The sequence below is a fragment of the Collinsella aerofaciens genome (assembly GCF_015546965.1).
Lineage (GTDB): Bacteria > Actinomycetota > Coriobacteriia > Coriobacteriales > Coriobacteriaceae > Collinsella > Collinsella aerofaciens_X.
The window spans coordinates 34,065-56,945 of record NZ_JADMUF010000002.1 but is presented as its reverse complement, the minus strand read 5'-3'; the positions used below and the strand labels follow the sequence as shown (position 1 = coordinate 56,945).

Sequence of the window (22,881 nt, the reverse complement as noted above, 5' to 3'; positions counted from 1 at the left end):
CCCGCAATCCAACCCCATAAACCCACCATCTTTGGGTACAAATAACCGCAGGCAACTGACCGTGCCACGCCAACCACCCAGGAGCGGACACCATCTATGAACCAGATCCTTCTCTTTATCGGCCTCGTCATCATTTTGTGCCTGACCATCAAACCCGTCGGCAAAAAACTCCCCTTCCCCACCCTGCTCATCTTTATCGCGCTCGGCATGCTGTTGGGCGTCAACGGCCCGGCGCATATCGACTTTAGCGACTATGCGCTCACCGAAACCGTCTGCAGCACGGCGCTGCTGTTCATCATGTTCTACGGCGGCTTTAACACCAATATCGACCGTGCCAAACCCGTCGCTGTGCCGGCGGTGCTGCTGAGCACGCTCGGCGTCGTCATCACTGCCGGCATCACCGGCGTGTTCGCCCGCTTCGCGCTGGGGTTCAACTGGATTGACGGCCTGCTGTTGGGATCGGTCGTGGCATCCACCGACGCGGCCAGCGTCTTTAGCGTGCTGCGCGAGCACAACCTGTCGCTGAGGGGCGGCACCGACTCGCTACTCGAGGTCGAATCGGGCTCCAACGACCCCGTCGCCTACATGCTCACCGCCGTGCTCGCCACACTCGCGGCCGGCGGCGACATTAATATCCCCATGCTGCTCGCCAAGCAGATCATCCTGGGCGTGGGCTTGGGCCTTGTCATCGGCTGGGCAAGCGCACGGCTGATCGAGCGTGCACATGCAACAGCCGAGGGCGCACACACCATCTTTTTGTTCGCCGTGGCAATCGTCGCCTACGCCCTGCCGAGCTACCTGGGCGGCAACGGTTTTTTGTCCGTGTACCTGGCCGGCATCGTGCTGGGCGCGAGCGACATCACCGACAAGGTCGAGTTGGCGCATTTCTTCGACACCCTTACCGAAATGGCCGAGATGACCATCTTCTTTTTGCTCGGCCTGCTCGTGACGCCCGCCCGCCTGCCGCAAATGCTGCTGCCGGGCCTGGCGCTCATGGCGTTTATGCTCCTCGTGAGCCGCCCCATCGCCGTCGGCCTGTTGCTAGCGCCCTTTAAGACGAACCCCCGCCAGGTAGCGCTCGTAAGCTGGGCGGGCCTGCGCGGTGCGGCTTCGGTCGTGTTTAGTCTCTTTGCCGTGGTGGCCGGTGTTCCCGGTGGGCACGATCTGTTTGACCTGGTATTTGTGATTGCCGTGTCGAGCATTGTGGTGCAAGGCTCGCTGCTGCCGGCGGTGGCGAAAAAGCTCGACATGATCGATGCGGAAGGCGATGTCCGCCGCACCTTTAACGACTACCGCGACGAAGACGGCATGTCGTTCGTTAAGCTCAAGGTGGGCGCGGGGCATCCGTTTGCCGGACGCTCGCTCGCGGACATTGGCAGCGCGACGAACATGCTGGTGGTCTTGGTGCTGCGCGACGGCGCCCATCCGGTGTTACCCAACGGCGATACCGTAATTGAAGAAGGCGACCTGTTGGTTATGGCCGCGCCGACGTTTGAAGAGCGTGCCGAGGTTACGCTGCGCGAAGTCACCGTGACACCCCACGGTCGTCTGGCCGGCCAGCGCCTGCGCGACGTGCCGCAAGGCAAGCACCCGTTTATTGTGGTGATGCTCAAGCGCGACGGCCAAACGATTATCCCCGACGGAAACACCCTCATATACGTCGGCGACGAAGCCGTCATCGCCACGCTCGCGTCGTAGCTACCCCGCTCCTCCTAAGTTGCGGTGATATAGGGACTGTTTATGCGCTCAAAAGCGCAATTAAGTCCCCATTTCACCGCAACTTATTGAGGGGATGGGATTGAGGGGCGGCTGTGGTTACCAGCCCTCGTCCGTGCCGTAGCCGTCGTCCGCGACGTCAACGGCAAAGTTTCGGAGGTCGAGGCCTTCGCGTTCGGCTCGAGCTAGGAGCTCTTGGGGCGACTCGTCCACGATATCCATCACGTCGAGCATGGCCGCCGGAATACCCACTCCAGCCGCGCTCCCCGCGCGGTCGAGCAAGCCCTCGCGCAGCTGATCCACATCGACATTGATCTTCAAGGTGAAACCTCCTGCTGGGCAACCGCAACCACATAACCCGAGCACCACAAATGAGATGCAATAAATCTCAGACAACGCCATAATAAGTCATTGACCATCAAGGGGGGTTGTGGACAATGGACAAGCTCGATGCCATGACGGCGCAAGTCAGAGATTTTTGCGACGCACGCGACTGGCGCAAATATCACACGCCGAAAGAGCTCGCCATCGGCATGGCAACTGAGTCCTCAGAACTCCTTCAGCTCTTTCGTTTTATGAGCGATGAGCGCATTGCGGAGATGTTCGAAGACGCCGAGCAACGCCAAGCTATCGAAGACGAAGTCGCCGACACGCTCCTTTTCCTCCTGCGATTTACCGACCTCAACGACATCGACCTGCCAGCGGCGCTCTCGTCCAAACTCAAACGCAACGGCGAGCGCTACTCCATCGACACCGGCTCCAACGAATACAGAAAAGCGGGCCACCATGAGTAACGAGTTCGCCCTTCGGCAATATACGCTTCCCCTACCCCAGCCCTTTGAGACAAGTGAATCGTTGCAGGATTTTGGCACGCCAAAGCCCGGAGCTCACCATGACGAAAGCTGGCCCGTTCTCTACATCCTGACTAACAGCAAAAACAAAACGGCGTACATCGGGCAAACGACCAATTATCGGCGCCGCATGAAGCAGCACGCCGCAAACGTTGACAAAGACTTCGACCGCACCCTTTTGATCGACAATCCCACTTTCAATCAGTCCGCGACATTTGAGTTTGAAAACAGGCTCATTGAACTGTTCTGCGCTGACGAAAAATACCAGGTAACCAACGCCAACAATGGTTACGCCCAGTTCGATTATTTTGAGCGGCCTCAGTATCGACAGAAGTTCCGAGACCTCTGGACGAAGCTCCGAAAAGAGAACTACGCAATCCATCCCATCGAAGAGCTCGAGAACTCGGACCTCTTTAAGTTCTCGCCTTTCAAGACGCTCACGCCCGATCAATACGAAACGATCGAGACGATTTACAAGCGTCTCGAACAGGAACATGAAGACATTAAACATGGCGGCCCTAAAAGAAAGCGAGTAACCGTCGTTAACGGCGCGCCGGGAACAGGCAAAACGATTCTGGCCATCAGTCTGATGTTCAAAATCAAAAACGAGCCCAATCTCGCCGATCTGCGAGTTGGCTTCGTAACGCCCATGGAGTCTCTGAGCAAGACACTCAAAAAGCTCACGCACTTCCTTCCCGGGTTAAAGCCCGGCGACATCCTGAGCCCCAGCGATGTCACCAAAAACGATCGGTATGACATCTTACTTGTCGACGAGGCACACCGACTGGGAAACTACTTGACCGCCGGCGCCGGCATCGGAGCTTTTTACAACACTTGTGAACGACTCGACTTGCCGCGCACGAGCAGCCAGGTGGATTGGATTTTCAAATGCTGTGACAAGGCATATCTGTTTTATGACCCCAAACAGCAGGTTCGCGCGTCCGGACTCAACCGAGACGGCCTTGAGCAGCGACTTAATCAGCTTGAGGAAGCGGGAATCGAGACCGAAGAATTCAATTTGAGTACCCAAATGCGCGTGCGTGGCGGCGATGAGTACCTCGATTTTGTATACGACTTGCTCGATAACAAGGCATACATGCATGCCGGCATGAAGTTTGATGAGCTCTTTGCCTCGGAGCCCTACGACTCGCGAACCGGCGACCCGAACAGCGATATCCCCAGGTATCAGCTTGGCATCGTCGACCGGTTTGAGGATTTCTGTTCCCTGCAGCAAGCCAAGGAAGAAGAAGTTGGTCTATCCCGCATGACGGCAGGCTTTGCGTGGAAGTGGGAAACGAAGAAACACAAAGACGCTTTCGACATCGTCATCGAGGGTATCCCCAAACGCTGGAACTCAACCCAAAAGGATTGGGTTAATTCTGCCAACGCCGTCAACGAGGTCGGATGCATCCACACAGTACAGGGCTACGACCTCAACTACGGCTTCGTAATTCTGGGACCAGACATTTACTACGACGGCGATAAAGGAGCCGTCTGCGTTAACAAAGCGAACTTCAAAGATGCAGTCGCAAAGAAAAAAGCAGGCGACGATGATCTGCGAAAGATCATCGTCAACGCCTACTATGTCCTCATGACGCGTGGCATGCTGGGAACGTTTCTTTATGTATGCGACCCGGCGCTCAAGGAGTATTTGTCACGGTATATCCCGGTGATATAGACCTAGCGACCGTCCTCCCCCATGTAACAACCCTGTAAATCATAGCGGCGCACTCGGGTTTTGCTGTGATGCGGTCGCGCCCGATGCTGCACTGTGCTAAAGTATCCCGAACGTTCAAACGACTATGAGGGGGACCTAGAAGATGGCACGTGTGCACAACTTCTCAGCAGGCCCGGCCGCACTGCCCACCAGCGTGCTCGCCGAGATCGCCGACGAGATGATGGACTACCGCGGTTGCGGCATGTCCGTGCTCGAGATGAGCCATCGATCTAGTATGTACCAGCAGATCATCGACGACGCCGAGGCAACCCTGCGCCGCCTGTTGAACATCCCCGACAACTACCGCGTCCTGTTTTTGCAGGGCGGCGCCACGCTGCAGTTCGCGGGCATCCCGATGAACCTCATGCGCCGCGGCCGCGCCGGCTACGTCGTGACCGGCAACTTTGCCAACAAGGCATACAAGGAGGCCGCCAAGTACGGCGAGGCCGTGCTGCTCGCGAGCTCCGAGGACACCAACTTCGACCGCATTCCCAACATGGCCGACATCAACGCGCGCATTGCCGCCGAGGCCGCGGGCGACGGGCTCGACTACGTCTACATCTGCCAGAACAACACCATCTTTGGCACCATGTTCCACGAGCTGCCCGATTGCGGCGACGTGCCGCTGGTCGCCGACGTCTCGAGCTGCTTCCTGTCGCAGCCGCTCGACGTCGAGCGCTACGGGCTCATCTATGCCGGCGCGCAGAAAAACGCCGGTGCCGCAGGCGTGACCGTGGTTATCGTGCGCGACGACCTTATCGCCGATGGCCCCGCCTTTGCGCAGACGCCGCAGTACATGGACCTTAAGACCCAGGCCGCCAAGGGCTCCATGCTCAACACGCCCAACACCTTTGGCATCTACGTGTGCGGCAAGGTGTTCCGCTGGGTTGAGCAGACCGGTGGACTTGCCGCCATGGCCGAGCGCAACTGGGCCAAGGCCAACCTGCTCTACGACCTGCTCGAAAACAGCGAACTGTTCCACGGCACCACGCAGGCAGACAGCCGATCCATCGCCAACGTCACGTTCCGCACCGGCGACGCCGAGCTCGACGCCGCCTTTGTCGCGGGCGCGGCCGAGCACCAGATCCAAAACGTCAAGGGCCATCGCCTCGTCGGCGGCATGCGCGCCAGCGTATACAACGCCGTGACCATGGAGGACGTACAGGCGCTGGCCACGTACATGAAGGACTTCGAAGCGCAGCAGAGTTTGAGTCCGCGATCTAACTAGCCTGCAACACGCGGGCCGACCAGCCACCTCAGGCCACCCTGTTTACATCAAAACCTGCTAAGGAGTTTTTCCATGCGTAAGATCAAGACCATCGACGACATCACCAAAGACGGCAAAGTCGAGTTTGGCGAGGGCTACGAGTTTGTGGACACCGCCGAGAAGGCCGACGCCATCCTGATGCGCTCGACCGACCTGCACGGCTACGAGCTGCCCGAGGGCATCCGCGCCATCGCCCGCTGCGGCGCCGGCGTCAACAACATCCCCGTCGAGGAGTACGCCAAGAAGGGCGTCGTCGTCTTTAACTCCCCCGGCGCCAACAGCAACGCCGTCAAGGAGCTCGTCCTGGGCATGCTGGTGCTCTCGAGCCGCGGCGTGGTGCAATCGATGAACTGGGTGCGCGACAACGCCGACGATCCCGAGATTCAGGTCGATGCCGAGAAGGCCAAGAAGGCCTTTGTGGGCCGCGAGCTCAAGGGCAAGCGCATCGGCGTCATCGGCCTGGGCAACGTGGGCTCCAAGGTCGCCAACGCCTGCGTCGACCTGGGCATGGACGTTTACGGCTACGACCCGTTCATTTCCGTCGAGCACGCATGGGTGCTGAGCCGCGAGGTGCAGCGTGTGGGCACGCTCGAGGACCTGTGCCGCGGCTGCGACTACCTTACCGTACACGTGCCCAGCAAGGCCGACACCATCGGCATGATCAGCACCCAGCAGATCGATCTGCTGGCCCCGGGCGCCGTGCTCATCAACTACGCGCGCGAGACCATTATCGACGAAGATGCCGTCGACGCCGCCTTGCGCGAGGGCAAGCTCAGCTGGTTTAGCTGCGACTTTGCCACACCCAAGACGGTCAAGATGCCCAATACGTTTATCACCACGCACTCGGGCGCAGGCACCGGCGAGGCCGAGGCCAACTGCGCCGACATGGCCATCAGCGAGCTCAAGGATTACCTGGAGAACGGTAACATCGCGCACAGTGTCAACTACCCCGCCTGCAGCATGGGCAAGGCGCGCGCCGCGAGCCGCATCGCCTGCCTGCATGCCAACGTGCCCAACATGATCGGCCAGATCACAGCCATCCTGGCCAAGGACAACGCCAACGTGCAGCGCATGACCAACGAGTCCGCCGGCGAGAACGCCTACACCATGTTCGACACCGACGAGCACCTGAACAGCAGCACGATCGAGGCGCTCAAGCAGATTCCGTCGATGTATCGCGTACGCGTGATTAAATAGCGCCGGCTGATCTGACGGGCAGTTCCCCATGTGGCCTGCCCGTCGCTGACATTGAATGCCCGCGGGGGCGCCTTTCGCACGAGAGGCGTCCCCGTTTTTGTGAGCCCTCCATTAAATGCACCGAGCCGCTTCTTGGCATACAATCTGTATGTTGACCTAACTATCTGTGAGGTGCCTATGGTTGATACAGATTTTGCTTGGCGGCTTACGCAAGGGCTCGTGCGGATCGACAGTTCCGACCCAGGTGCGTATGAGGGCGAGATTGAACGCTATATCAAAGCGTTGGTTGAGGAACGGTTGGCGCAGCTGAGCCATCCGGTACTCGATGCCGTGCAGATTGCAGAGCACGAAGTACTCCCCGGACGCCGCAATCTAATGGTCACCGTGCCGGGCCAAAGCGACGAGCCGCGACTCGTCTATATCTGCCATATGGATACCGTTACGCTGGGCGACGGCTGGGATGCGGACATTACGCCGCTCGGGGCGGTCGTGCGCGACGGCAAACTCTACGGCCGCGGTGCCTGCGATATGAAGGGTGGCCTGGCCTGCGCCATTGCCGCACTTGTCCATGCACTCGAGCGCGTAGCAGCAGAGGGCGAGCTGCCCCGACGCGGCTTTTCGCTCATCTGCTCGGTCGACGAGGAAGATTTTATGCGTGGCTCAGAGGCCGCGATCGATGCTGGCTGGGTCGGCTCGCGTGAATGGGTGCTGGACACCGAGCCCACCGACGGACAGATCCAGGTGGCGCACAAGGGGCGTACGTGGTTCGAAATTGAAATGACTGGCGTGACGGCGCATGCGAGCCAGCCCTGGAAGGGCGCGGATGCCGTCGCCGCCATGGCCGAGGTCGTGTGTTCGCTCCGTCGCGCGTTTATGGCGCTGCCCGCGCACGATGAGCTGGGGCCTTCGACCATCACGTTTGGCCAAATCGAGGGCGGATATCGCCCCTACGTCGTACCCGACCGCGCCAAAGTCTGGGTCGACATGCGTCTGACCCCGCCGACCGATACGGCCGCCGCGACGCGCATGGTAGAGCAGGCCATCGCCGTCGCCGAAGCCGCCGTTCCCGGTTGCCATGGCAGCTACACCGTGACGGGCGACCGCCCCGCCATCGAGCGCGACCCGAACTCTCCCCTTCTAGCAGCGCTCAAGCGTGCCGCCGATGACGTGACAGACGCGGACACGACCGTCGGCTTCTTTACCGGCTACACCGACACCGCCGTCATTGCCGGCAAGACAGGTAACCGCAATTGCATGAGCTACGGTCCCGGGTCGCTCACGCTCGCGCACAAGCCCAACGAATATGTGCCCCACGCCGATATCGTTCGCTGCCAGAACGTGCTCATCGCGCTCGCCGATAACGTGCTCTGGGACGCGAATGGGCAAGTTGGGGCATAATAAGCCGCGAACAAACCGACTCGTGCGTTAGGACCGCCCATGAAAGCACTTCCGTTTCCCTGCATCCGCCCGGCTCAGGACCGCGTGCTCGAGGCGCTGCCTGCAATGGGCAGCATCCTGAGCGGCAACGATGCCCTGCGCGGAGCCCTTGCCGATGGCCTGATGCTCAAGGACCCGGGTGCGGCGTATTACGTGTACGAATGCTCGGGCGAGCCGGGACGCGTGACGGGTGTCGTGGCGATCTGCCCGACGAGTGTACTTGCGGGCGACAAGGGCGATGCCAGCACTGACGTGGCCGCCGCCGCGCGCGCGATCGCCGAACTTAAGGTGCAGCCGCGCCCCGTGTCGCTCTCCTACGAGGCGTCGCCCGTCATGGACATCATCCTGGGCGCTGCCAAAGAAGGCGCGTCGCTCTACGCCGTCACCGACCCCGCGGGCATTACGCACCGCGCGTGGGAGGTCAAGCGCGAGGACGCCGTCGGGGCCATCCGCGCCATGCTCGACCAAGCACCGGAGCCGGCACTGGCCGACGACCCCGCCTACGCCGCCGCTCTGACCGGAGCGTCGCAGCTGCTGGCCGATGAGGCCCGTGCCGCCGGAACGTACACCGGCAAGGAGCCGTTCAACTTTACCGTTGCCGTGTTCTTCCCCGCCGCGCAGGTCAGCGGCGCCGCGCCGCAGGTTCCGACGGGTCTGCTCACGCACCAGGTCGCGCGGTTCTAGCAAGACCAGACCGCCCAGCACAAAAATCGGCAGCTCAACAAACAGAGGGCGGAGATGCAGCAGGTACATGCATCTACGCCCCTTTTGCGTCGAGAAGTTAGCCGGCGACCCGTGCCGACGCGCTCGCGTTATCCGCGCTGCGGACCCGCAGTAGCCACGAGCGGTTCAAGCCCCAGCTCGCGCGCGTAGTCTTCCTGCGTAAAAATCTCAACCAGTTCAAACGTACCGGCCTCGTCGTCAAACACGAAATGCAGCACCGAGCAGTTGCCCGGCACGCGATCGCGCTCGTCAGCCGCCGCACCCCTCACGTGGTCCAAAAACTCCTTGATAGCCGAGCCATGGCTTACCGCGAGCACGCACGTATGGTCCGGACGCTGCATGAGTTCGGTCAGCGTCGCCACCATGCGCTCGCGCACCTGGATCTGGCCCTCGCCGCCAAATTGACGATAGAAATCGCGCCACGGGCGCTCGGGCATAAGCATCACGCGCTCGGCCTCAAAGTCGCCAAAGAACCACTCACGCAGGCCGTCCAGGCGCTCGTACGCCAAGCCCGGCCACAAGTTGGCGATAGTCTGCTCGGTGCGATGAAGCGTGGAGGTGTAGGCATGATCGGGCTCAATGCCGCGCGCACGTAAAAACATGCCGGCGCGCGCCGCCTGGTCGCAACCCAACTGCGTAAGCGGCGAGTCACTCCACCCCTGAATGATACGCTTGAGGTTGAATATCGTCTGTCCATGACGGACCAGATACAGATCTTTATTCATAGGGGTCCTTTCGTTCGTTACCAACCCAAGAGCGAAAACGCCCCGTCGCAATAGCCAAAATGAAGCACGGCACCGTTGTCGGGCAGCTCTCCCCCGCCAGTCACATACTCAAGAAACTCCTGGCAGGCTGAGCCGTGGGAAACCGCCAGCACGCAGTCGTGCTGCGGCCTGGCCATGATGCGGGACAGCGCCGCGACCATGCGCACCCGTAGCTCGCCTTCAGACTCGCCGCCAAAGGCCACCGGATAATCACCCCAGGGCTGCGGCGGCATATCGCGATTTGATGTGCCCTCCAGCGAGCCAAAATGCCACTCACGCAGGTCATCGACCAGCTCAATGGAACGGCCCTCGCCAACGATAAGCTCGGCCGTATGCCGCGCCCGGCCCAACGGCGAGGAATACACATGATCAAAGGCCACGCCACGCGCCGCAAACGCCGTACGCGCCGTCAGCGCCTGCTCGCGCCCGCGCGCCGTAAGCGGCGAATCGTGCCAGCCCTGCAAAATGCTCTGCACATTGAGCTCAGTCTGCCCATGCCGCACCAAATACAGATCTGCCACACACCCTCCCCTCGTACCACCACAAAGGGGACAGGAGCCTTTGTGGTGATTTTGCCGCCGGATTGCACCGCAACGACGCACAACTACAGCAGCACGTCGGCAAGCGGACGCTTGGGTACGTGGTGCACCCGCGCCTCGTCGCGCCAATAATTGATGGAGCCGTCGGGGTTGGAATCGATCGCATCGATCACCTGTGTCTCGGCCGGAACGCCAAACGCCATGATCAGCTTGAGCTCATACTTGTCGTTATCGAGCCCCATGGCATCGATCGCGTGGGGCGTAAAGGCCTTGAACATGCAGGCTGCCACCTCGGGCGTGGCGCTGCGGGCGGCGAGCATCATCGTCTGCGCGGCAATGCCCGTGTCGACCTCGGTAATGGGAGCGGTGGGCTTGCCCGGAACGGCGCGCTCAGCAAGAATCGCGATGTAGCCGGTCGGGCGCTCGCCCTCGGCAGGACCAGGCCAATCCTTAAGTGCGCCGGCCCATGCGAGCTCGTCAAATACACGCGCGCAATCCTCGGCACCGCTCACCACATGAAGACGAAGACGCTGAGCATTGGCACCACACGGGGTCAGGTGCGCCAGCTCCGCCAGCTCGAGCAAAAACTCGCGCGGCACGCGCATGGACTCGTCAAAACGGCGGCACGTGCGGGCGCGGCGAACCAACGCATCAAATGCGTCCAAGCCGAGCTTTTCGCAACCTTGCTTTGCCATCGATTCGACACTCGACGGTGCCTCGGGAACTGCTTCGTTCATAGGGACCCCCAATACAAGCCAATTGTCCTTAGGAAAATCTAACCTAAAACGTAGGCAATAACGAACAGGGCTGCAATGTTCTACACCTGTTGAATAGAAAATCGCGACGTGGGGAACAACGGAAACAATTCGGGACCTTTTGGTTACGTTTCGCCCTCCCCGACCCATACGCCAGCGCCTTTAGGCGATACTGGTTGTAACGATCAAGGCTTACGCCGCACGGAAAGGAGACATTATGGGCATCTTTAAGAACGATGACCAAAAATCGAGCCAGTTTGGATTTGACGAGAAAAGCATGGCGGGCAAAGCCGTCAAGGCCGTACGCTGGATCTACGCCATCACGGGCGTCTTAGCGCTCATTGCTGGTATCGCGCTGCTTTTTGCACCCGCCAAGTCCCTCATCTTTTTGACGACTGTCTTGGGTTTTTACTTTGTAATCACTGCTGCCATCAGGCTGTTCACTGCCATTTTTGAGCCGCTGCTGCCCACCGGCTGGCGCGTGACGAGCATCATCTCCAACCTACTCATTATCTTGGGCGGCGTCATAATCCTGCGCAACCAGGCCTTCTCGACCGCGACGCTCACCACGATGGTAGTTATCGTGGCCGGCTTTGGCTGGATTGTCGAAGGTGTCATGTCCATTCTGGAGTCCGAGCTTTCGTCCAACCGCGCCCTCGCCATCCTGAGCGGCGCACTCTCAATCATCGCCGGCATGTTCGTGTTTATCTATCCGCTGTGGTCGGCCAAGATGCTCGTCATCTTTAGCGGCGCCGCGCTGCTGGTGTTTGGCGTAACGTTGATTGTTCGCGCTATTCAATTTGGCAAACTGGTGCACTAGATGCCGCGAACGCTCTTTATTGATGCAGACGCCTGCCCGGTCACGCGCGAGTCGATTGACTGCGCGCGGCGGGCGGGCGTCGCCGTTGTTATCGCCGGCAACAGCACGCAAAACCTGGAACGGCATATTCGCCGCGACGACCCGCGCGATGCCGAGCACGCGCGACGCGGCTTTTGGGTCACGACGCTCGACGTGAGTGTGGGCGCCGACAGCGCCGACTTTGCCATTATCGAACGCCTGCAGACGGGCGACGTGGTCGTGACGCAGGACATTGGCTTGGCGAGCATGGTGCTCGGGCGCGATGCCGCCGCCATCGGTGTGCGCGGGCGCGTCTACGACAAAGCGACCATCGACATGCAACTGTTTATTCGCCACGAGGAAAAGAAGGTGCGCCGCGCCGGCGGTCGCACTCGCGGTCCGGCGGCATTTACCAGCGAAGACCGCGCCCGCTTTAAACGCAACCTCACCGAGTTGCTGCACTAACCAAGGTAGATTTTTAGGACATGCCTAAAAATCTACCTTTTTGTTTTGGCAGCGGGAAATGCCCTGGTCACAGGGGTAGATCGTAAGACGTGTCCCAATAATCTACTTAAAGGCCAACGGCGGAGAGGATGAGGCCCCAGCCAGCGCCGATGACGTACATCATGATCAGGAACACGGCATTTTCGCGGGCGCTGCGGTTGGTGCGGAACAGCACCAGATAACCCACGCCAGCGGAAATGAGCGTGCCGGCGAGCATCGGCGCCAGTTGCAGCGCGCCTTCCAGATATAGTTGCGTAATGACCACGCTCGCCGAGCAATTGGGAATCAGCCCGACAAGCGCCGAACCCAAGACGGCGAGCGTCTCGTTGCCGCGCAGGAACTGCTCGATCGCGGACTCGCCGAACGTCTCGAGCACGGCGACCAGGACCAGCGTCACCAGGAAAATGAATACCGAGACCTGCACGGTGTGCGAGATCGCGCTGCGGATGATCGACAGGACGGGCGCACCTTCGTGGGAGTGACCGTGGTCATGGCTGTGTCCGTGGTCGCGCTCATGTTCATCTTCATCATCATCGCAACCGCAATGGTCGCGCTCGCATAACTCGTGGATGTGGTCGGCGCTCACGCCCGCCTCGGCCACTTCATCAATGATGTCGCCCCCGGTATGGTCGTCGTGCGCGCAGTTCACATGAGCCGGATTGGCAGCGGTCCCCAGCACGGTACGGCGAATCGCCGCATGCGCGCGGGCATTACGACGAAGGCCGCGGATAGCCGCGTCCACGATAAAGCCCGTGACCAGCGCGATCAGTGCCTTCGAAGCCAAAAGCATCGCCATGGTCTGCACGGGCACCTGCTCGGCGAGCAACAGCGGCAGCATTTCATCGGAGGTCGAAAGGAACACCGCCACCAACGTACCCAAGGTCACGACACGACCGGCGTACAGCGTGGCCGCCATTGCCGAAAAGCCGCACTGCGGCACCATGCCCAGCAACGAGCCAGCCACGGGACCAGCGGCGCCGGCGCGCTTGATGGCGCCGTTAACGCGATCGCCCGCCACATGCTCGAGCGTCTCGAGAACCAGATATGTCGCCAACAAGAACGGCACCAGCGAGAGCGTGTCCTTGCCGGCGTCGAGCAGAATATCAATCAGCAAATCCATGACGGATGGAACCTTTCGTGTCTTTCGGCAGCATTGTAAAAGTCCTAGCGGTCAACTAGGGTATTGTAGTTGTCCTAGGCGCGATGCCAATAGTTGCCCATGGTAAACTATCATCTCGCCACATCTTAATGACCCTGAGCCGCACGACGCGGCCCATCCAAGGAGCAGTTATATGAACGTTTCACAAGCACTCGAATACGAGCGCCAGCCGTTTATTCCCATGTTTATCTATGGCGATCACGGCGCCATGGAGTCCGAGCGCCAGAAGGGCGAGGAGGCCCTCAAGGTGCTCGAGACCGAGTATTTTACTGCCGAGGGCGACCCCGGCTTCGACTTTGCCACCGTGCGCGACCTGGCCGACCGCAACCGCGACCTGTGCGACCAGATTGGCGAGGCGCGCCTGCGCAACGTGACGCCCGCGACGCTTTCGCGCGGTCTGTCCGATGCCGACACCTGCGCCGCCATCGGCAAGATGCAAAAGCGCACCGCCGCGTCGGTCATGCGCGAGATCCGCGGCGACCGCGACGCGCTCGGCGTGGCCTACGCCCGCAAGCCCATCCAGGGCACCGTGCTCGGTATCGACATCGAGACCACCGGCCGTGCACCCGAGCGCGGCTACATCATCAACGTAGGCTGGGAGATCATGGAGCTCACCAGCGACGCCGTCCCGCACGACGCCGAGGCACACTACTGCGGCCTGCCCGACATCTACCGCGGCGAGGATGTGCCGTTGTCGAATATCCACCACATCACCTGGGACGACATCGACGGCAAAAAGCCGTTCCGCGAGAACAAGGAACTGCAGAAGCAGCTGCTCAAGCTTATGAAGAAGTACCCGTACATGGCGCATAACGCCGCGTTCGAAGACAGTTGGTTCAAGATCCACCTGGACGGTTACGCCGAGGCACGCCGCGCCGGCAAGATCATCGTCATCGACTCGCGCCAGATCTGCCGCAGCTTGGATGCCGACGTCCGCTCGCTCCCCCGCGAATCCGCGCCCGCCGCGCTCGAGAACTGGGCCCGCCGCCGCGGCACCCTCGCCGCCGACGCCAACGAGCAGCACCTGGGCCTCGACGACACCGACCTCATGCTCCGCACCGTCCAAGCCGAGTTCAACCTCAAGAACCTGTTTGCCAAGTAGAAACGCCTGCGACAAGCATGGCACCGTTCACGAGCGGCCTCGCAGCGGAAAACCCCGCAGCGGGGCCACCCTACGTTCCACAGATAGATCTGCCATCACAAATTCTGAACCCTCATTTTGAACGATTTCGACCAATTCCCGACACGTAATTCGTTATCGGATGGTAATGCATCGATATCAAATGTGCAGCAATTGAGTATTTATATGCTATAGCTAAGCTGCGAAAACTTTTATTTAGGGCATACCAACCCATAATTGCGTCAAGCTTTTGGACAGCATTTGGTTAGACCTCTAAAACGACTTTTCCACTCAGCGCCATCAACACGGCATTAGCTGACACGATATATAGCATGACTATCGTATTGTCACATACCACTGCAAAAGCGGTCTACCAGGCCGCGCATTCGGTGTCTGCGAAAGGCATCGAGTCCTGTAACCCTGCCGCGATTTACGGATCATGTCCCACCGGAACGCTCCTTGACGCAGCCACAGAATGGCTCACCAAAAATGATGTTTCCCTCGACGCAAATGATTCCCTCGAGGTGATGGTGTTTGATCGCAGGAATGCGCGCTATGCAATGAACTGTCAGTGCCACGTTTCTTCAAAACGATTCTCGAACTCACGCTTTATAGAGCTCAAAGATAGCATCTTCGTTGTTGGCGTTGAGCTTTGCGCACTTCAGGCCGCCACCTATCTTTCTTTTCGCGAACTAGTGGAGTACTACTTTGAACTATGCGGCGCTTATTCCCTTGGAACCGACTCTTCCACCTCCTATACCGAGCGTTTCGCGCTCACCTCGACCGAGAGGTTAAAGCAGTTCTTTAATTCCATTACCAGATGCGACGGTCTGGCTCTTGCCCGAAAGGCGATCCAATGTGTGCGCGACGGATGCCGGTCTCCTATGGAAACGGCCTTTGTCATGATGCTAACGCTGCCCAAAAGCGAAGGAGGGCTTGGTATTAGGGGAATTGAGACCGATTACGAGGTACAGGTCACCGCTGCCGCAAAGAATCTCACGAGACGCAAAAAGTTCTTTATGGATGCGTATCTAAAGAAATCTCGCACAGACATTGAATACAACGGTTTTTATCATGACGCGGAAGGAGACCGCGCCATCGATGAGGAGCGCAAGAATGCACTTGCGTCCATGGGGTACGGAATCATCACCGTCAGCCGTTATTCCTTTATGCATGCCAGCTCTTTTGTTAGGGTCATGGAAGCAATCCAGCGGAAAGAGGGCGTACGCCCCTCGCGACTGCCAAAAGACTTTCAAATCATGCAAGAGGACCTGAGACAGTTTGTGCTCAGAAGGTTTATAGAAGAGAAAAAGCGAATTCAGAAGCAGCTTCGCCAGGATTCCGAAGATCGTCAACGAATCGACCTCGAAAAAGCAACACTCGAAGGCATCACGCTGGATGACCCGACAATTAATGAAATTCCGGCAATCGATGACATGCAGACAGTCGAATCCGACAGCCCATCATTTGCCCAAACAAGCAGCCTCGCGCCCGAGGGCAGGATCTTCGGGGCCGGAAGCTAGACCGGCTAACAAGGTGGGCACCTTAGCGACGTGCAAAATTGCGAGTATTCAGCAGAGCCGGGTGTCTATCACCCTCGAGTGGATCCAAATGTGAAGCGAAATCACTCTTGCGTTAGAGCGTTAGGCAACATTTGAGGAAGAACTCATCGGATTAACACCCTAAGATAACTCTTGAACTGCATTATATGGCCTGCAATAAATTAGCGGACCCCCTATCGTTGCAGAATACTCCAATTTTTGCACGGCTCAGGGGCACCCACCCCGGCATCGGCTATCAAAACCGCTCAGTCCGGGATCTCGTCCACTATTCCCCATCATTTTGTGCAACGAATTACCTGAACGTCATTGACATATGAACATACACTCATATAATCGGAAGCAAGTTATATGAGCGCATGTTCATATGAAAGGATATTGCAATGAGCATCCGCGTTGATGAAACGAAACCCGACATCGAGGCCACCGAACCCGCGATCCCCACCACCTGCTCGCCCGAGGACCTTCCCGACGAGGAGCTTCTCTACGACCTCGCCGACCTGTTCAAGGTCTTCAGCGACACCACGCGCATCAAGATCCTCTATGCCCTCATGGGCCGCGAGCTCTGCGTGGCAGACATCGCCGAAGCGACCGAAACCTCGCAGTCCGCGGTGTCGCACCAGCTGCGCACACTCAAGCAGTCGCACCTGGTTAAATTCCGGCGCGACGGGCGCAACATCCTATACTCGCTCGCCGACGATCACGTCTACACCATGCTCAACCAGGGCATGAGCCATATCTGCGAATAGCAACCAACCACGGTACCAGCGCGGCCTGCACCCAAGCCGCAAAAACAGGGAAAGGAACCCACCATGAAAAAGCAGTTTAAACTCGACGAGATCGACTGCGCCAACTGTGCGCGTGAGCTTCAGGACGAGCTGGCCAAGCTCGATGGCGTCAAGTCCGTTTCGGTCAACTTTATGACCCAGAAGTTGACGCTCGAAGCCGACGACGCCGAGTTCGATGAGGTCCTCGATCGCGTCGTGGAGTTTACCGCCGACGCCGAGCCGGACTGCGAGATCATTCTCTAGCCCAGGTTTACGCTGACCCACAAGGCCGCGCTTGCTGCGGCCTTTGCTCGCGAAATTATATGAGCGAGTGTTCATACATTCAAATGGGAGGTTTGAATCATGGCGGCTGCCGATCCCAAAAAGAAAAAGAAGAAGCGCAAGAAAAAAGAGTCACTCGAGCATAAGCGCAACCGCATCCTGGTAGCGCTGGGCATTTTTGCCGTGGTGTACGCCCTCGATAAGCTCGGCACCCTCACTGCCGCATTCGGCACCCCGGGCGACATCTACGCCAGCTTCGCACTGTTCCTCGTGCCTTTTTTGATTGCCGGCTACGACGTGCTCCAAAAGGCATACAACAACATCCGCCGCGGCAAGGCGTTCGACGAGAGCTTCCTCATGGCCGTCGCGACCATCGGCGCGTTTGCCATGGTGCTCTTCCCCGACACCGACCCGCACATGGCCGAAGGCGCCGCCGTCATGCTGTTCTACCAGGTCGGCGAGCTGTTCCAGGCATACGCCGTGGGCAAGAGCCGCAAGTCGATCAGCGCCATGATGGACATCGCGCCCGACTACGCCAACGTCGAGCAACCCGACGGCACACTCGAGCAGGTCTTCCCCGATGACATCGCCGTGGGCACCATCATCGTCGTCAAGCCCGGCGAGCGCGTGCCTATCGACGGCGTCATCGTCGAAGGCGAGACACAGCTCGATACCGCCGCGCTCACGGGCGAGTCAATCCCCCGCCCGGCCAAAACCGGAGACGATATCATCAGCGGCTGCATCAACATGACGGGTCTCATCCACGTGCGCACCACCAAGCCATTTGGCGAGTCCACCGTCGCGCGCGTCCTGGAGCTCGTAGAAAACGCCAGCGAAAAGAAGGCGCACACCGAGAACTTCATCACGCGCTTCGCCCGCGTCTACACGCCCGCCGTCACCGGCGCTGCCGCGGTACTCGCGCTCGGCGGCGGCTTGGTCACCGGCGCCTGGTCCGACTGGATCCTGCGCGGCCTGACCTTCCTGGTCGTCAGCTGCCCGTGCGCGCTCGTGATCAGCGTGCCGCTCAGCTTCTTTGGCGGCATCGGCGGCGCATCCAAGCTGGGCGTCCTCATCAAGGGTTCTAACTATCTCGAGACGCTCGCCGATGTGGACACCGTCGTCTTTGACAAGACCGGCACCCTCACCAACGGCACGTTCTCGGTGGTCGCGGTGCACCCCGAGGCTGGCTACACCGAGCAGTCGTTGCTCGAGGTCGCAGCCCTTGCGGAGTCGTTCTCCGATCACCCCATCGCGCAGTCTGTGCGTGTCGCCTACCAGGGCGAGGTCGACCCCAAGCGCGTTAGCGACTCCGCCAACGACGCGGGCCACGGCGTGACGGCAACCATCGACGGCAAGCACGTCGTCGTCGGCAACGCCAAGATGCTCGCCGCGGCCGGAGTCGAAGCGCCCGATTGCGAGGTCGTCGGAACGATTCTGCATGTGCTCGTTGACGGCGTGTACGCCGGCCACATCGTGATTGCAGACACTGTTAAGGCCGATGCCGAGCAGACGATCCGCGACTTGCACGCCGCCGGCGTCAAGCGCACCGTTATGCTCACGGGCGACCGCAAGGAAGTGGCTGCTGCGGTGGCCAAGCAGCTCGGCCTCGACGAGTTCCACGCGCAGCTGCTGCCGGGCGATAAGGTCGAGCGTGTTGAAGCGCTGCTCGCGGCCGAAAGCGGCAAGGGCAAGCTCGCCTTTGTCGGCGACGGCATCAATGATGCGCCCGTGCTCACCCGCGCCGATGTGGGCATTGCCATGGGTGCCATGGGCTCCGACGCTGCTATCGAGGCGGCGGACGTCGTGCTGATGGATGACAAGCCGTCCAACATCGCCCGTGCCATCCGTGTGGCGCGCAAGACCATGGCGATTGTTTGGCAGAACATCATCTTTGCGCTGGGTATCAAGCTGCTGATCCTTGTGCTGGCAGCGCTGGGTATCGCCAATATGTGGCTTGCCGTGTTCGGCGACGTAGGCGTGGCGATCATCGCCATCCTGAACGCCATGCGCGCGATGGGTGTCAAGAACCTGTAGCGTTCTTGGGCTATCCAGCCGGGACCGGGCTTGGTTTTGAAAACGTCCTCGCGCATGAGGCCCGTCCTTCCTGCTCCTGCGGAGCAACGGAAAGGCGGGCCTCGCGCTGCGGAGTGTTTTCAAAACCAAGCCCGGTCCCGGCCTGCGGTAACATCGCAGGCGGTTCTTGGGCATCGCTTGCTGGCAGGGTTCCTTTGCTGAAATGGACTTGGCCGAAAGGGCCGCTGGTCCCAGTCGCTGGTTCGCGCTTTGCGTGAACTCCGCGCTACTGTGGGTCAGTTAGGCTTCTGTTGTTTGACCCGCTACATCTTCCCGGCCCAACATCGCCCTCAGCTTCTCAAAGCTTTCCTCGCTCAGGCAGTGCTCCATGTGGCAGCCCTCTTGCGACGCGACCTCAGCCGAAACACCCGCATCCTCTAGCAGCCCCACGAAAAAGCAGTGACGCTCCCACATTTGGCGAGCGACCTCCAGACCACGCTCCGTCAGATGAACGTCGCGCTTGCCCATTTCGACATAGCCGTTGCTTTCCAGCGTCGCCATGGCCTTGGAAACGCTCGCCTTGGTTACGCCGAGATACTCCGCAACGTCGATCGAGCGCACGATGCCCTGACGTTCCGACAGAACGTAGATCGATTCGAGATAGTCTTCTCCGGATTCACGTAGGGCCATGGGCCGCCTTTCGCGATGATTGCTAGTTAGCCTTTGGATACTTTCCACGGCTAACTTTACCTCAAAAGTTGCCCATGTCTTACTACTTTGTCTAAAAGTTAGCCGTGTTTCACAAAACGTGCGGGACGAAAACAAAATGGGGACGCCCCGCAAGGAGTGTCCCCAGGCGCCGGGTGCCGGCCCGCAGTTACATCAATCCAAAGTGCTTCGCGGCGTTGTAGATGCCGTCGTCGTCCACGGCGGTCGTCACATAGGTCGCCGCAGCTTTCACCGTGTCCTGTGCGTTGCCCATGGCCACGCTCGTGCCCACGGCGGCAAACATCGACAGGTCGTTCTCGCCGTCACCAAAGGCAATCGCCTCGCTCGCGTCGATACCAAGCCGCTCGAACGTCGCCGCCACGCCCAGGTCCTTGCCGCCGTTAGCGGGAATAATGTCGCAGAACAGGTCGCACCAGCGCGTGGTGAGCGAATGCGACACGGCGTCGGTCACGATATGTTCGTCGGCCGGGTCCACAAAGGCGCAAAACTGGTAGACCGGCGCGTCAAAGGCGTGCTCAAACGGCTCCTCGTGGTAGACGATTCCCGCGTTGCTGCCGGCCGTCACCACGCGCTCGGACAGGCGGTTCACAAACGAGTTCTCGCCCTGCATGCACAGCGAGTCGTAGCGCCCCTGCGCCACCTGGTCCACAATCACCGCGACGTCGTCCGGATCGATCGGGCAGCTGCGGTAAACGCCCTTGGCATCAAAACAGTGCTGGCCCGAAAGCGTAATGTACGCATCCCAACCCAAATCGAGCAGCCAATCGGGCATCTGGTAGGTCGGGCGACCCGTGGCGATCACGCACGCAATCCCCTGCTCGTGAAAGCTGTCGAGCACCTGCTGTGCCGACGCCGGAATCCGGTGCGTCTCAAAGCTCAGCAGCGTACCGTCGATATCGAAAAATGCGGCCTTGATCATCCTCGCCTACTCCTCGCCCTCGAGCTTCTCGCTCGCCTCGAGCCACGCCATCTCCAGCTCGTCCATGGCGGCGTGGGCCTCGTCGATCTTTGCCTGCTGCTCGCCGAGCGCCGTGTAATTGGTGGGATCGACCTGCGCCATGGCGGCCTCGGCCTCCTCCACGCGGGCGCGCTGCGTCTCCATCTTGCGCTCGAGCGAGCTCACCTCGCGGCGGAGCTTTTGGCGCTCGGCGTTGGAAAGGCCATTGGGCTGACCGCTCGACTTGGGCTTTTCGGCCGCAGCTGCCGCGGCACCGGTGTCGAACGTGCCGGTCTTGGCGCTCGGTGCACCCACGGGCTCACCCTCGGCCGTGGCGTTGCACAGGCGCAGGTACTGGTCGACGCCGCCGGGCATATGCGTCAGATGACCGTCAAGCAGTGCCCACTGCTGGTCGGTCACACGCTCCATCAAAAAGCGGTCGTGCGTCACCAGAATCAGCGTGCCGGGCCAGCCGTCGAGCAGATCCTCGACAATCGCCAGCATGTCGGTATCCAGGTCGTTGCCGGGCTCATCCAGGATAAGCACGTTGGGCTCGTCCAGGATCGTCAGCAGCAGCGACAGGCGACGGCGCTGGCCGCCCGAAAGATCGCCGATGCGGCTCCAGAGCTGCTGCGTCGTAAAGCCCAGACGCTCGCAGAGCTTCTCGGGCGAAGTCTCCTTGCCGTCGATGACGTAATGCTTCTTATAGTGGCTGAGCACCTCGCGGATCGTGTCGCCCATGTAGGGCTCGAGCTCCTCGAGCTGCTGCGACAGCACGCCAAAGCGCACCGTCTGGCCGATCTTCACGCGGCCGCGCAGGGGCGCGATCTTGCCCTGAATCACGTCGAGTAGCGTCGACTTGCCGGCACCGTTCTCGCCCAAAAGACCATAGCGGTCGCCCGCACCGATGAGCCAGGTCACGTCGGAGAGCACCTGCTTGGGCGCGCCATCGGTATCCGCATAGCCGGCGTCCACGTCGACCACGTCGATAACCTGCTTGCCCAGGCGGCTCACGGCCAGGCGCTTGAGCTCCAGCTCGTCACGCACGGGAGGCACGTCGGCGATGAGCTCGCGGGCGGCATCCACGCGAAACTTGGGCTTGGTGGAGCGCGCCTGGGCACCGCGGCTCAGCCACGCGAGCTCCTTGCGCGCCATGTTGCGACGACGCTCCTCGGTGACGGCGGCCATGCGGTCGCGCTCCACGCGCTGCAGGATGTATGCCGAGTAGCCGCCCTCGAAGGGATCGACCTGGCCGTCGTGGACCTCCCACATACTGGTACAGACCTCGTCCAAGAACCAGCGATCGTGCGTGACCACGAGCATCGCGCCCTGACCGCGCTGCCAGCGAGCCTTTAAGTGACGCGCGAGCCAGTTGATGGTACGCATGTCCAGGTGGTTGGTGGGCTCGTCGAGCATGAGCACGTCGTAGTCGCCGATTAGCAGGCGCGCGAGGTCCACGCGACGGCGCTGGCCGCCCGAAAGCTCGCCCACCGTGCCCTCCCAGGGCACATCGCTAATAAGGCCGGCCAGAATCTGGCGCGTACGCGGGCTCGAGGCCCACTCGTATTCGGGTGTGTCACCGACGACGGCATGATGCACGGTGTCGGCATCGACCAGGTTATCCTTTTGGCCGAGCAATCCAATCGTCGTGTCGCGGCGGTGCGTCACGCGTCCGTCATCGGGCTCCAGCGTGCCGGCGAGCACACTCAGCAGCGTCGACTTGCCGTCGCCGTTTTTACCGACAATACCAATGCGGTCGCCCTCGCCCACGCCGAGCGTCACGCTATCGAAAATATGCTTGGTGGGAAACTCTAGGCTGACGGAATCGCATCCCAAAAGAATCGCCATATGCCCTGCTCCTTCGTAGAAATTCAACGTTGTCCATGATAGCAGCGAAAAGGCGGGCCGCACGCGACACAAAAAGGCGGGCCATCTCTCAAAAGAGATGACCCGCCTCTCCAATCAGTCCCGTGGCAACCGTGGCCACCGCGGGCCTCAAGCATGTCC

Annotated in this window: 22 protein-coding genes; 14 read left to right on the top strand and 8 right to left on the bottom strand. The window is 60.2% G+C overall.

What is annotated here, in order from left to right:
- Positions 1–96: 96 nt before the first annotated feature.
- Positions 97–1,698: a potassium/proton antiporter gene (locus I1M21_RS01970; RefSeq protein WP_195192219.1), complete on the top strand. Its 1,602-nt coding sequence runs from the start codon at positions 97–99 to the stop codon at positions 1,696–1,698.
- A 117-nt stretch (positions 1,699–1,815) separates the two neighbouring features.
- On the opposite strand, the gene I1M21_RS01965 is transcribed toward I1M21_RS01970, so the two are convergent.
- Positions 1,816–2,037 (bottom strand): hypothetical protein, encoded by a 222-nt coding sequence (locus I1M21_RS01965; protein WP_195192218.1) that lies wholly within the window; start codon positions 2,035–2,037, stop codon positions 1,816–1,818.
- 116 nt (positions 2,038–2,153) lie between these two features.
- On the opposite strand from I1M21_RS01965, the gene I1M21_RS01960 reads away from it, so the two are divergent.
- The 6 genes from I1M21_RS01960 to I1M21_RS01935 all read left to right on the top strand — a co-directional run bounded on the left by I1M21_RS01960 (position 2,154) and on the right by I1M21_RS01935 (position 8,869).
- Positions 2,154–2,510: a nucleotide pyrophosphohydrolase gene (locus tag I1M21_RS01960; RefSeq protein ID WP_195192217.1), complete on the top strand. Its 357-nt coding sequence runs from the start codon at positions 2,154–2,156 to the stop codon at positions 2,508–2,510.
- Positions 2,503–4,245, top strand: coding sequence for a DUF2075 domain-containing protein (locus I1M21_RS01955; protein ID WP_195192216.1), 1,743 nt, complete (start codon positions 2,503–2,505; stop codon positions 4,243–4,245). The genes I1M21_RS01960 and I1M21_RS01955 overlap by 8 nt, the downstream gene beginning before the upstream one ends.
- A 142-nt stretch (positions 4,246–4,387) precedes the next feature.
- Positions 4,388–5,512 carry a 3-phosphoserine/phosphohydroxythreonine transaminase gene (serC, locus tag I1M21_RS01950; protein ID WP_195192215.1) on the top strand — a complete coding sequence of 375 codons (1,125 nt, stop codon included), beginning with the start codon at positions 4,388–4,390 and terminating at the stop codon, positions 5,510–5,512.
- A 72-nt stretch (positions 5,513–5,584) separates the two neighbouring features.
- Positions 5,585–6,748, top strand: a complete 1,164-nt coding sequence (locus I1M21_RS01945) for a phosphoglycerate dehydrogenase (RefSeq protein ID WP_195192214.1) — start codon at positions 5,585–5,587, stop codon at positions 6,746–6,748.
- A 177-nt stretch (positions 6,749–6,925) separates the two neighbouring features.
- Entirely contained in the window at positions 6,926–8,146 is a 1,221-nt protein-coding gene (locus I1M21_RS01940; protein WP_195192213.1) for a M20 family metallopeptidase, read from the top strand.
- 39 nt (positions 8,147–8,185) lie between these two features.
- Positions 8,186–8,869: a DUF1015 family protein gene (locus tag I1M21_RS01935; RefSeq protein WP_195192212.1), complete on the top strand. Its 684-nt coding sequence runs from the start codon at positions 8,186–8,188 to the stop codon at positions 8,867–8,869.
- A gap of 128 nt (positions 8,870–8,997) precedes the next feature.
- Here I1M21_RS01935 and I1M21_RS01930 read toward each other — a convergent pair whose 3' ends face one another.
- The 3 genes from I1M21_RS01930 to I1M21_RS01920 form a co-directional block, all read right to left on the bottom strand.
- The gene (locus I1M21_RS01930) at positions 8,998–9,633 is read right to left on the bottom strand and encodes a histidine phosphatase family protein (protein ID WP_195192211.1); all 636 of its coding nucleotides are present in this window, start codon (positions 9,631–9,633) and stop codon (positions 8,998–9,000) included.
- A gap of 17 nt (positions 9,634–9,650) precedes the next feature.
- Entirely contained in the window at positions 9,651–10,193 is a 543-nt protein-coding gene (locus I1M21_RS01925) for a histidine phosphatase family protein (RefSeq protein ID WP_195192210.1), read from the bottom strand.
- A gap of 83 nt (positions 10,194–10,276) precedes the next feature.
- A complete protein-coding gene (locus I1M21_RS01920) occupies positions 10,277–10,948 on the bottom strand; it encodes a nitroreductase family protein (RefSeq protein WP_195192209.1) in 672 nt (223 codons plus the stop codon).
- A gap of 235 nt (positions 10,949–11,183) precedes the next feature.
- Between I1M21_RS01920 and I1M21_RS01915 the strand changes: the two genes are divergently transcribed.
- Together I1M21_RS01915 and I1M21_RS01910 are read left to right on the top strand one after the other, a co-directional pair.
- Entirely contained in the window at positions 11,184–11,786 is a 603-nt protein-coding gene (locus I1M21_RS01915; RefSeq protein WP_195192208.1) for an HdeD family acid-resistance protein, read from the top strand.
- On the top strand, positions 11,787–12,269 hold the full coding sequence (locus I1M21_RS01910) for a YaiI/YqxD family protein (RefSeq protein ID WP_195192207.1): 483 nt from the start codon (positions 11,787–11,789) through the stop codon (positions 12,267–12,269).
- A 106-nt stretch (positions 12,270–12,375) separates the two neighbouring features.
- On the opposite strand, the gene I1M21_RS01905 is transcribed toward I1M21_RS01910, so the two are convergent.
- On the bottom strand, positions 12,376–13,428 hold the full coding sequence (locus I1M21_RS01905; RefSeq protein ID WP_195192206.1) for a putative manganese transporter: 1,053 nt from the start codon (positions 13,426–13,428) through the stop codon (positions 12,376–12,378).
- Positions 13,429–13,600: 172 nt separating this feature from the next.
- Here I1M21_RS01905 and I1M21_RS01900 point away from each other — a divergent pair, with 172 nt between their 5' ends.
- The 5 genes from I1M21_RS01900 (at position 13,601) to I1M21_RS01880 (ending at position 19,229) form a co-directional block, all read left to right on the top strand.
- Entirely contained in the window at positions 13,601–14,569 is a 969-nt protein-coding gene (locus tag I1M21_RS01900) for a 3'-5' exonuclease (protein WP_089572078.1), read from the top strand.
- Between the two features lie 350 nt (positions 14,570–14,919).
- Positions 14,920–16,110 (top strand): putative endonuclease domain-containing protein, encoded by a 1,191-nt coding sequence (locus I1M21_RS01895; protein WP_195192205.1) that lies wholly within the window; start codon positions 14,920–14,922, stop codon positions 16,108–16,110.
- A 419-nt stretch (positions 16,111–16,529) separates the two neighbouring features.
- Positions 16,530–16,895 (top strand): ArsR/SmtB family transcription factor, encoded by a 366-nt coding sequence (locus I1M21_RS01890; RefSeq protein ID WP_055285819.1) that lies wholly within the window; start codon positions 16,530–16,532, stop codon positions 16,893–16,895.
- A gap of 63 nt (positions 16,896–16,958) precedes the next feature.
- The gene (locus I1M21_RS01885) at positions 16,959–17,177 is read left to right on the top strand and encodes a cation transporter (protein ID WP_006235433.1); all 219 of its coding nucleotides are present in this window, start codon (positions 16,959–16,961) and stop codon (positions 17,175–17,177) included.
- A gap of 99 nt (positions 17,178–17,276) precedes the next feature.
- Entirely contained in the window at positions 17,277–19,229 is a 1,953-nt protein-coding gene (locus I1M21_RS01880; RefSeq protein WP_195192204.1) for a heavy metal translocating P-type ATPase, read from the top strand.
- A 279-nt stretch (positions 19,230–19,508) separates the two neighbouring features.
- Here the strand turns inward: I1M21_RS01880 and I1M21_RS01875 are convergent, their stop codons facing one another.
- The 3 genes from I1M21_RS01875 to I1M21_RS01865 all read right to left on the bottom strand — a co-directional run bounded on the left by I1M21_RS01875 (position 19,509) and on the right by I1M21_RS01865 (position 22,722).
- The gene (locus I1M21_RS01875; protein ID WP_138341533.1) at positions 19,509–19,898 is read right to left on the bottom strand and encodes a metal-dependent transcriptional regulator; all 390 of its coding nucleotides are present in this window, start codon (positions 19,896–19,898) and stop codon (positions 19,509–19,511) included.
- A 187-nt stretch (positions 19,899–20,085) separates the two neighbouring features.
- On the bottom strand, positions 20,086–20,856 hold the full coding sequence (locus I1M21_RS01870) for a Cof-type HAD-IIB family hydrolase (protein ID WP_195192203.1): 771 nt from the start codon (positions 20,854–20,856) through the stop codon (positions 20,086–20,088).
- A gap of 6 nt (positions 20,857–20,862) precedes the next feature.
- Positions 20,863–22,722 (bottom strand): ABC-F family ATP-binding cassette domain-containing protein, encoded by a 1,860-nt coding sequence (locus I1M21_RS01865; RefSeq protein ID WP_195192202.1) that lies wholly within the window; start codon positions 22,720–22,722, stop codon positions 20,863–20,865.
- Positions 22,723–22,881: the final 159 nt, after the last annotated feature.

Excerpts from the sequence above, each read along its gene's own strand:
- I1M21_RS01970 (WP_195192219.1), top strand. The coding sequence starts at position 97 with ATGAACCAGATCCTTCTCTTTATCGGCCTCGTCATCATTTTGTGCCTG.
- I1M21_RS01960 (WP_195192217.1), top strand. The coding sequence starts at position 2,154 with ATGGACAAGCTCGATGCCATGACGGCGCAAGTCAGAGATTTTTGCGAC.
- I1M21_RS01955 (WP_195192216.1), top strand. The coding sequence starts at position 2,503 with ATGAGTAACGAGTTCGCCCTTCGGCAATATACGCTTCCCCTACCCCAG.
- serC (WP_195192215.1), top strand. The coding sequence starts at position 4,388 with ATGGCACGTGTGCACAACTTCTCAGCAGGCCCGGCCGCACTGCCCACC.
- I1M21_RS01945 (WP_195192214.1), top strand. The coding sequence starts at position 5,585 with ATGCGTAAGATCAAGACCATCGACGACATCACCAAAGACGGCAAAGTC.
- I1M21_RS01940 (WP_195192213.1), top strand. The coding sequence starts at position 6,926 with ATGGTTGATACAGATTTTGCTTGGCGGCTTACGCAAGGGCTCGTGCGG.
- I1M21_RS01935 (WP_195192212.1), top strand. The coding sequence starts at position 8,186 with ATGAAAGCACTTCCGTTTCCCTGCATCCGCCCGGCTCAGGACCGCGTG.
- I1M21_RS01930 (WP_195192211.1), bottom strand. The coding sequence starts at position 9,633 with ATGAATAAAGATCTGTATCTGGTCCGTCATGGACAGACGATATTCAAC.
- I1M21_RS01920 (WP_195192209.1), bottom strand. The coding sequence starts at position 10,948 with ATGAACGAAGCAGTTCCCGAGGCACCGTCGAGTGTCGAATCGATGGCA.
- I1M21_RS01915 (WP_195192208.1), top strand. The coding sequence starts at position 11,184 with ATGGGCATCTTTAAGAACGATGACCAAAAATCGAGCCAGTTTGGATTT.
- I1M21_RS01910 (WP_195192207.1), top strand. The coding sequence starts at position 11,787 with ATGCCGCGAACGCTCTTTATTGATGCAGACGCCTGCCCGGTCACGCGC.
- I1M21_RS01905 (WP_195192206.1), bottom strand. The coding sequence starts at position 13,428 with ATGGATTTGCTGATTGATATTCTGCTCGACGCCGGCAAGGACACGCTC.
- I1M21_RS01900 (WP_089572078.1), top strand. The coding sequence starts at position 13,601 with ATGAACGTTTCACAAGCACTCGAATACGAGCGCCAGCCGTTTATTCCC.
- I1M21_RS01895 (WP_195192205.1), top strand. The coding sequence starts at position 14,920 with ATGACTATCGTATTGTCACATACCACTGCAAAAGCGGTCTACCAGGCC.
- I1M21_RS01890 (WP_055285819.1), top strand. The coding sequence starts at position 16,530 with ATGAGCATCCGCGTTGATGAAACGAAACCCGACATCGAGGCCACCGAA.
- I1M21_RS01885 (WP_006235433.1), top strand. The coding sequence starts at position 16,959 with ATGAAAAAGCAGTTTAAACTCGACGAGATCGACTGCGCCAACTGTGCG.
- I1M21_RS01880 (WP_195192204.1), top strand. The coding sequence starts at position 17,277 with ATGGCGGCTGCCGATCCCAAAAAGAAAAAGAAGAAGCGCAAGAAAAAA.
- I1M21_RS01875 (WP_138341533.1), bottom strand. The coding sequence starts at position 19,898 with ATGGCCCTACGTGAATCCGGAGAAGACTATCTCGAATCGATCTACGTT.
- I1M21_RS01870 (WP_195192203.1), bottom strand. The coding sequence starts at position 20,856 with ATGATCAAGGCCGCATTTTTCGATATCGACGGTACGCTGCTGAGCTTT.
- I1M21_RS01865 (WP_195192202.1), bottom strand. The coding sequence starts at position 22,722 with ATGGCGATTCTTTTGGGATGCGATTCCGTCAGCCTAGAGTTTCCCACC.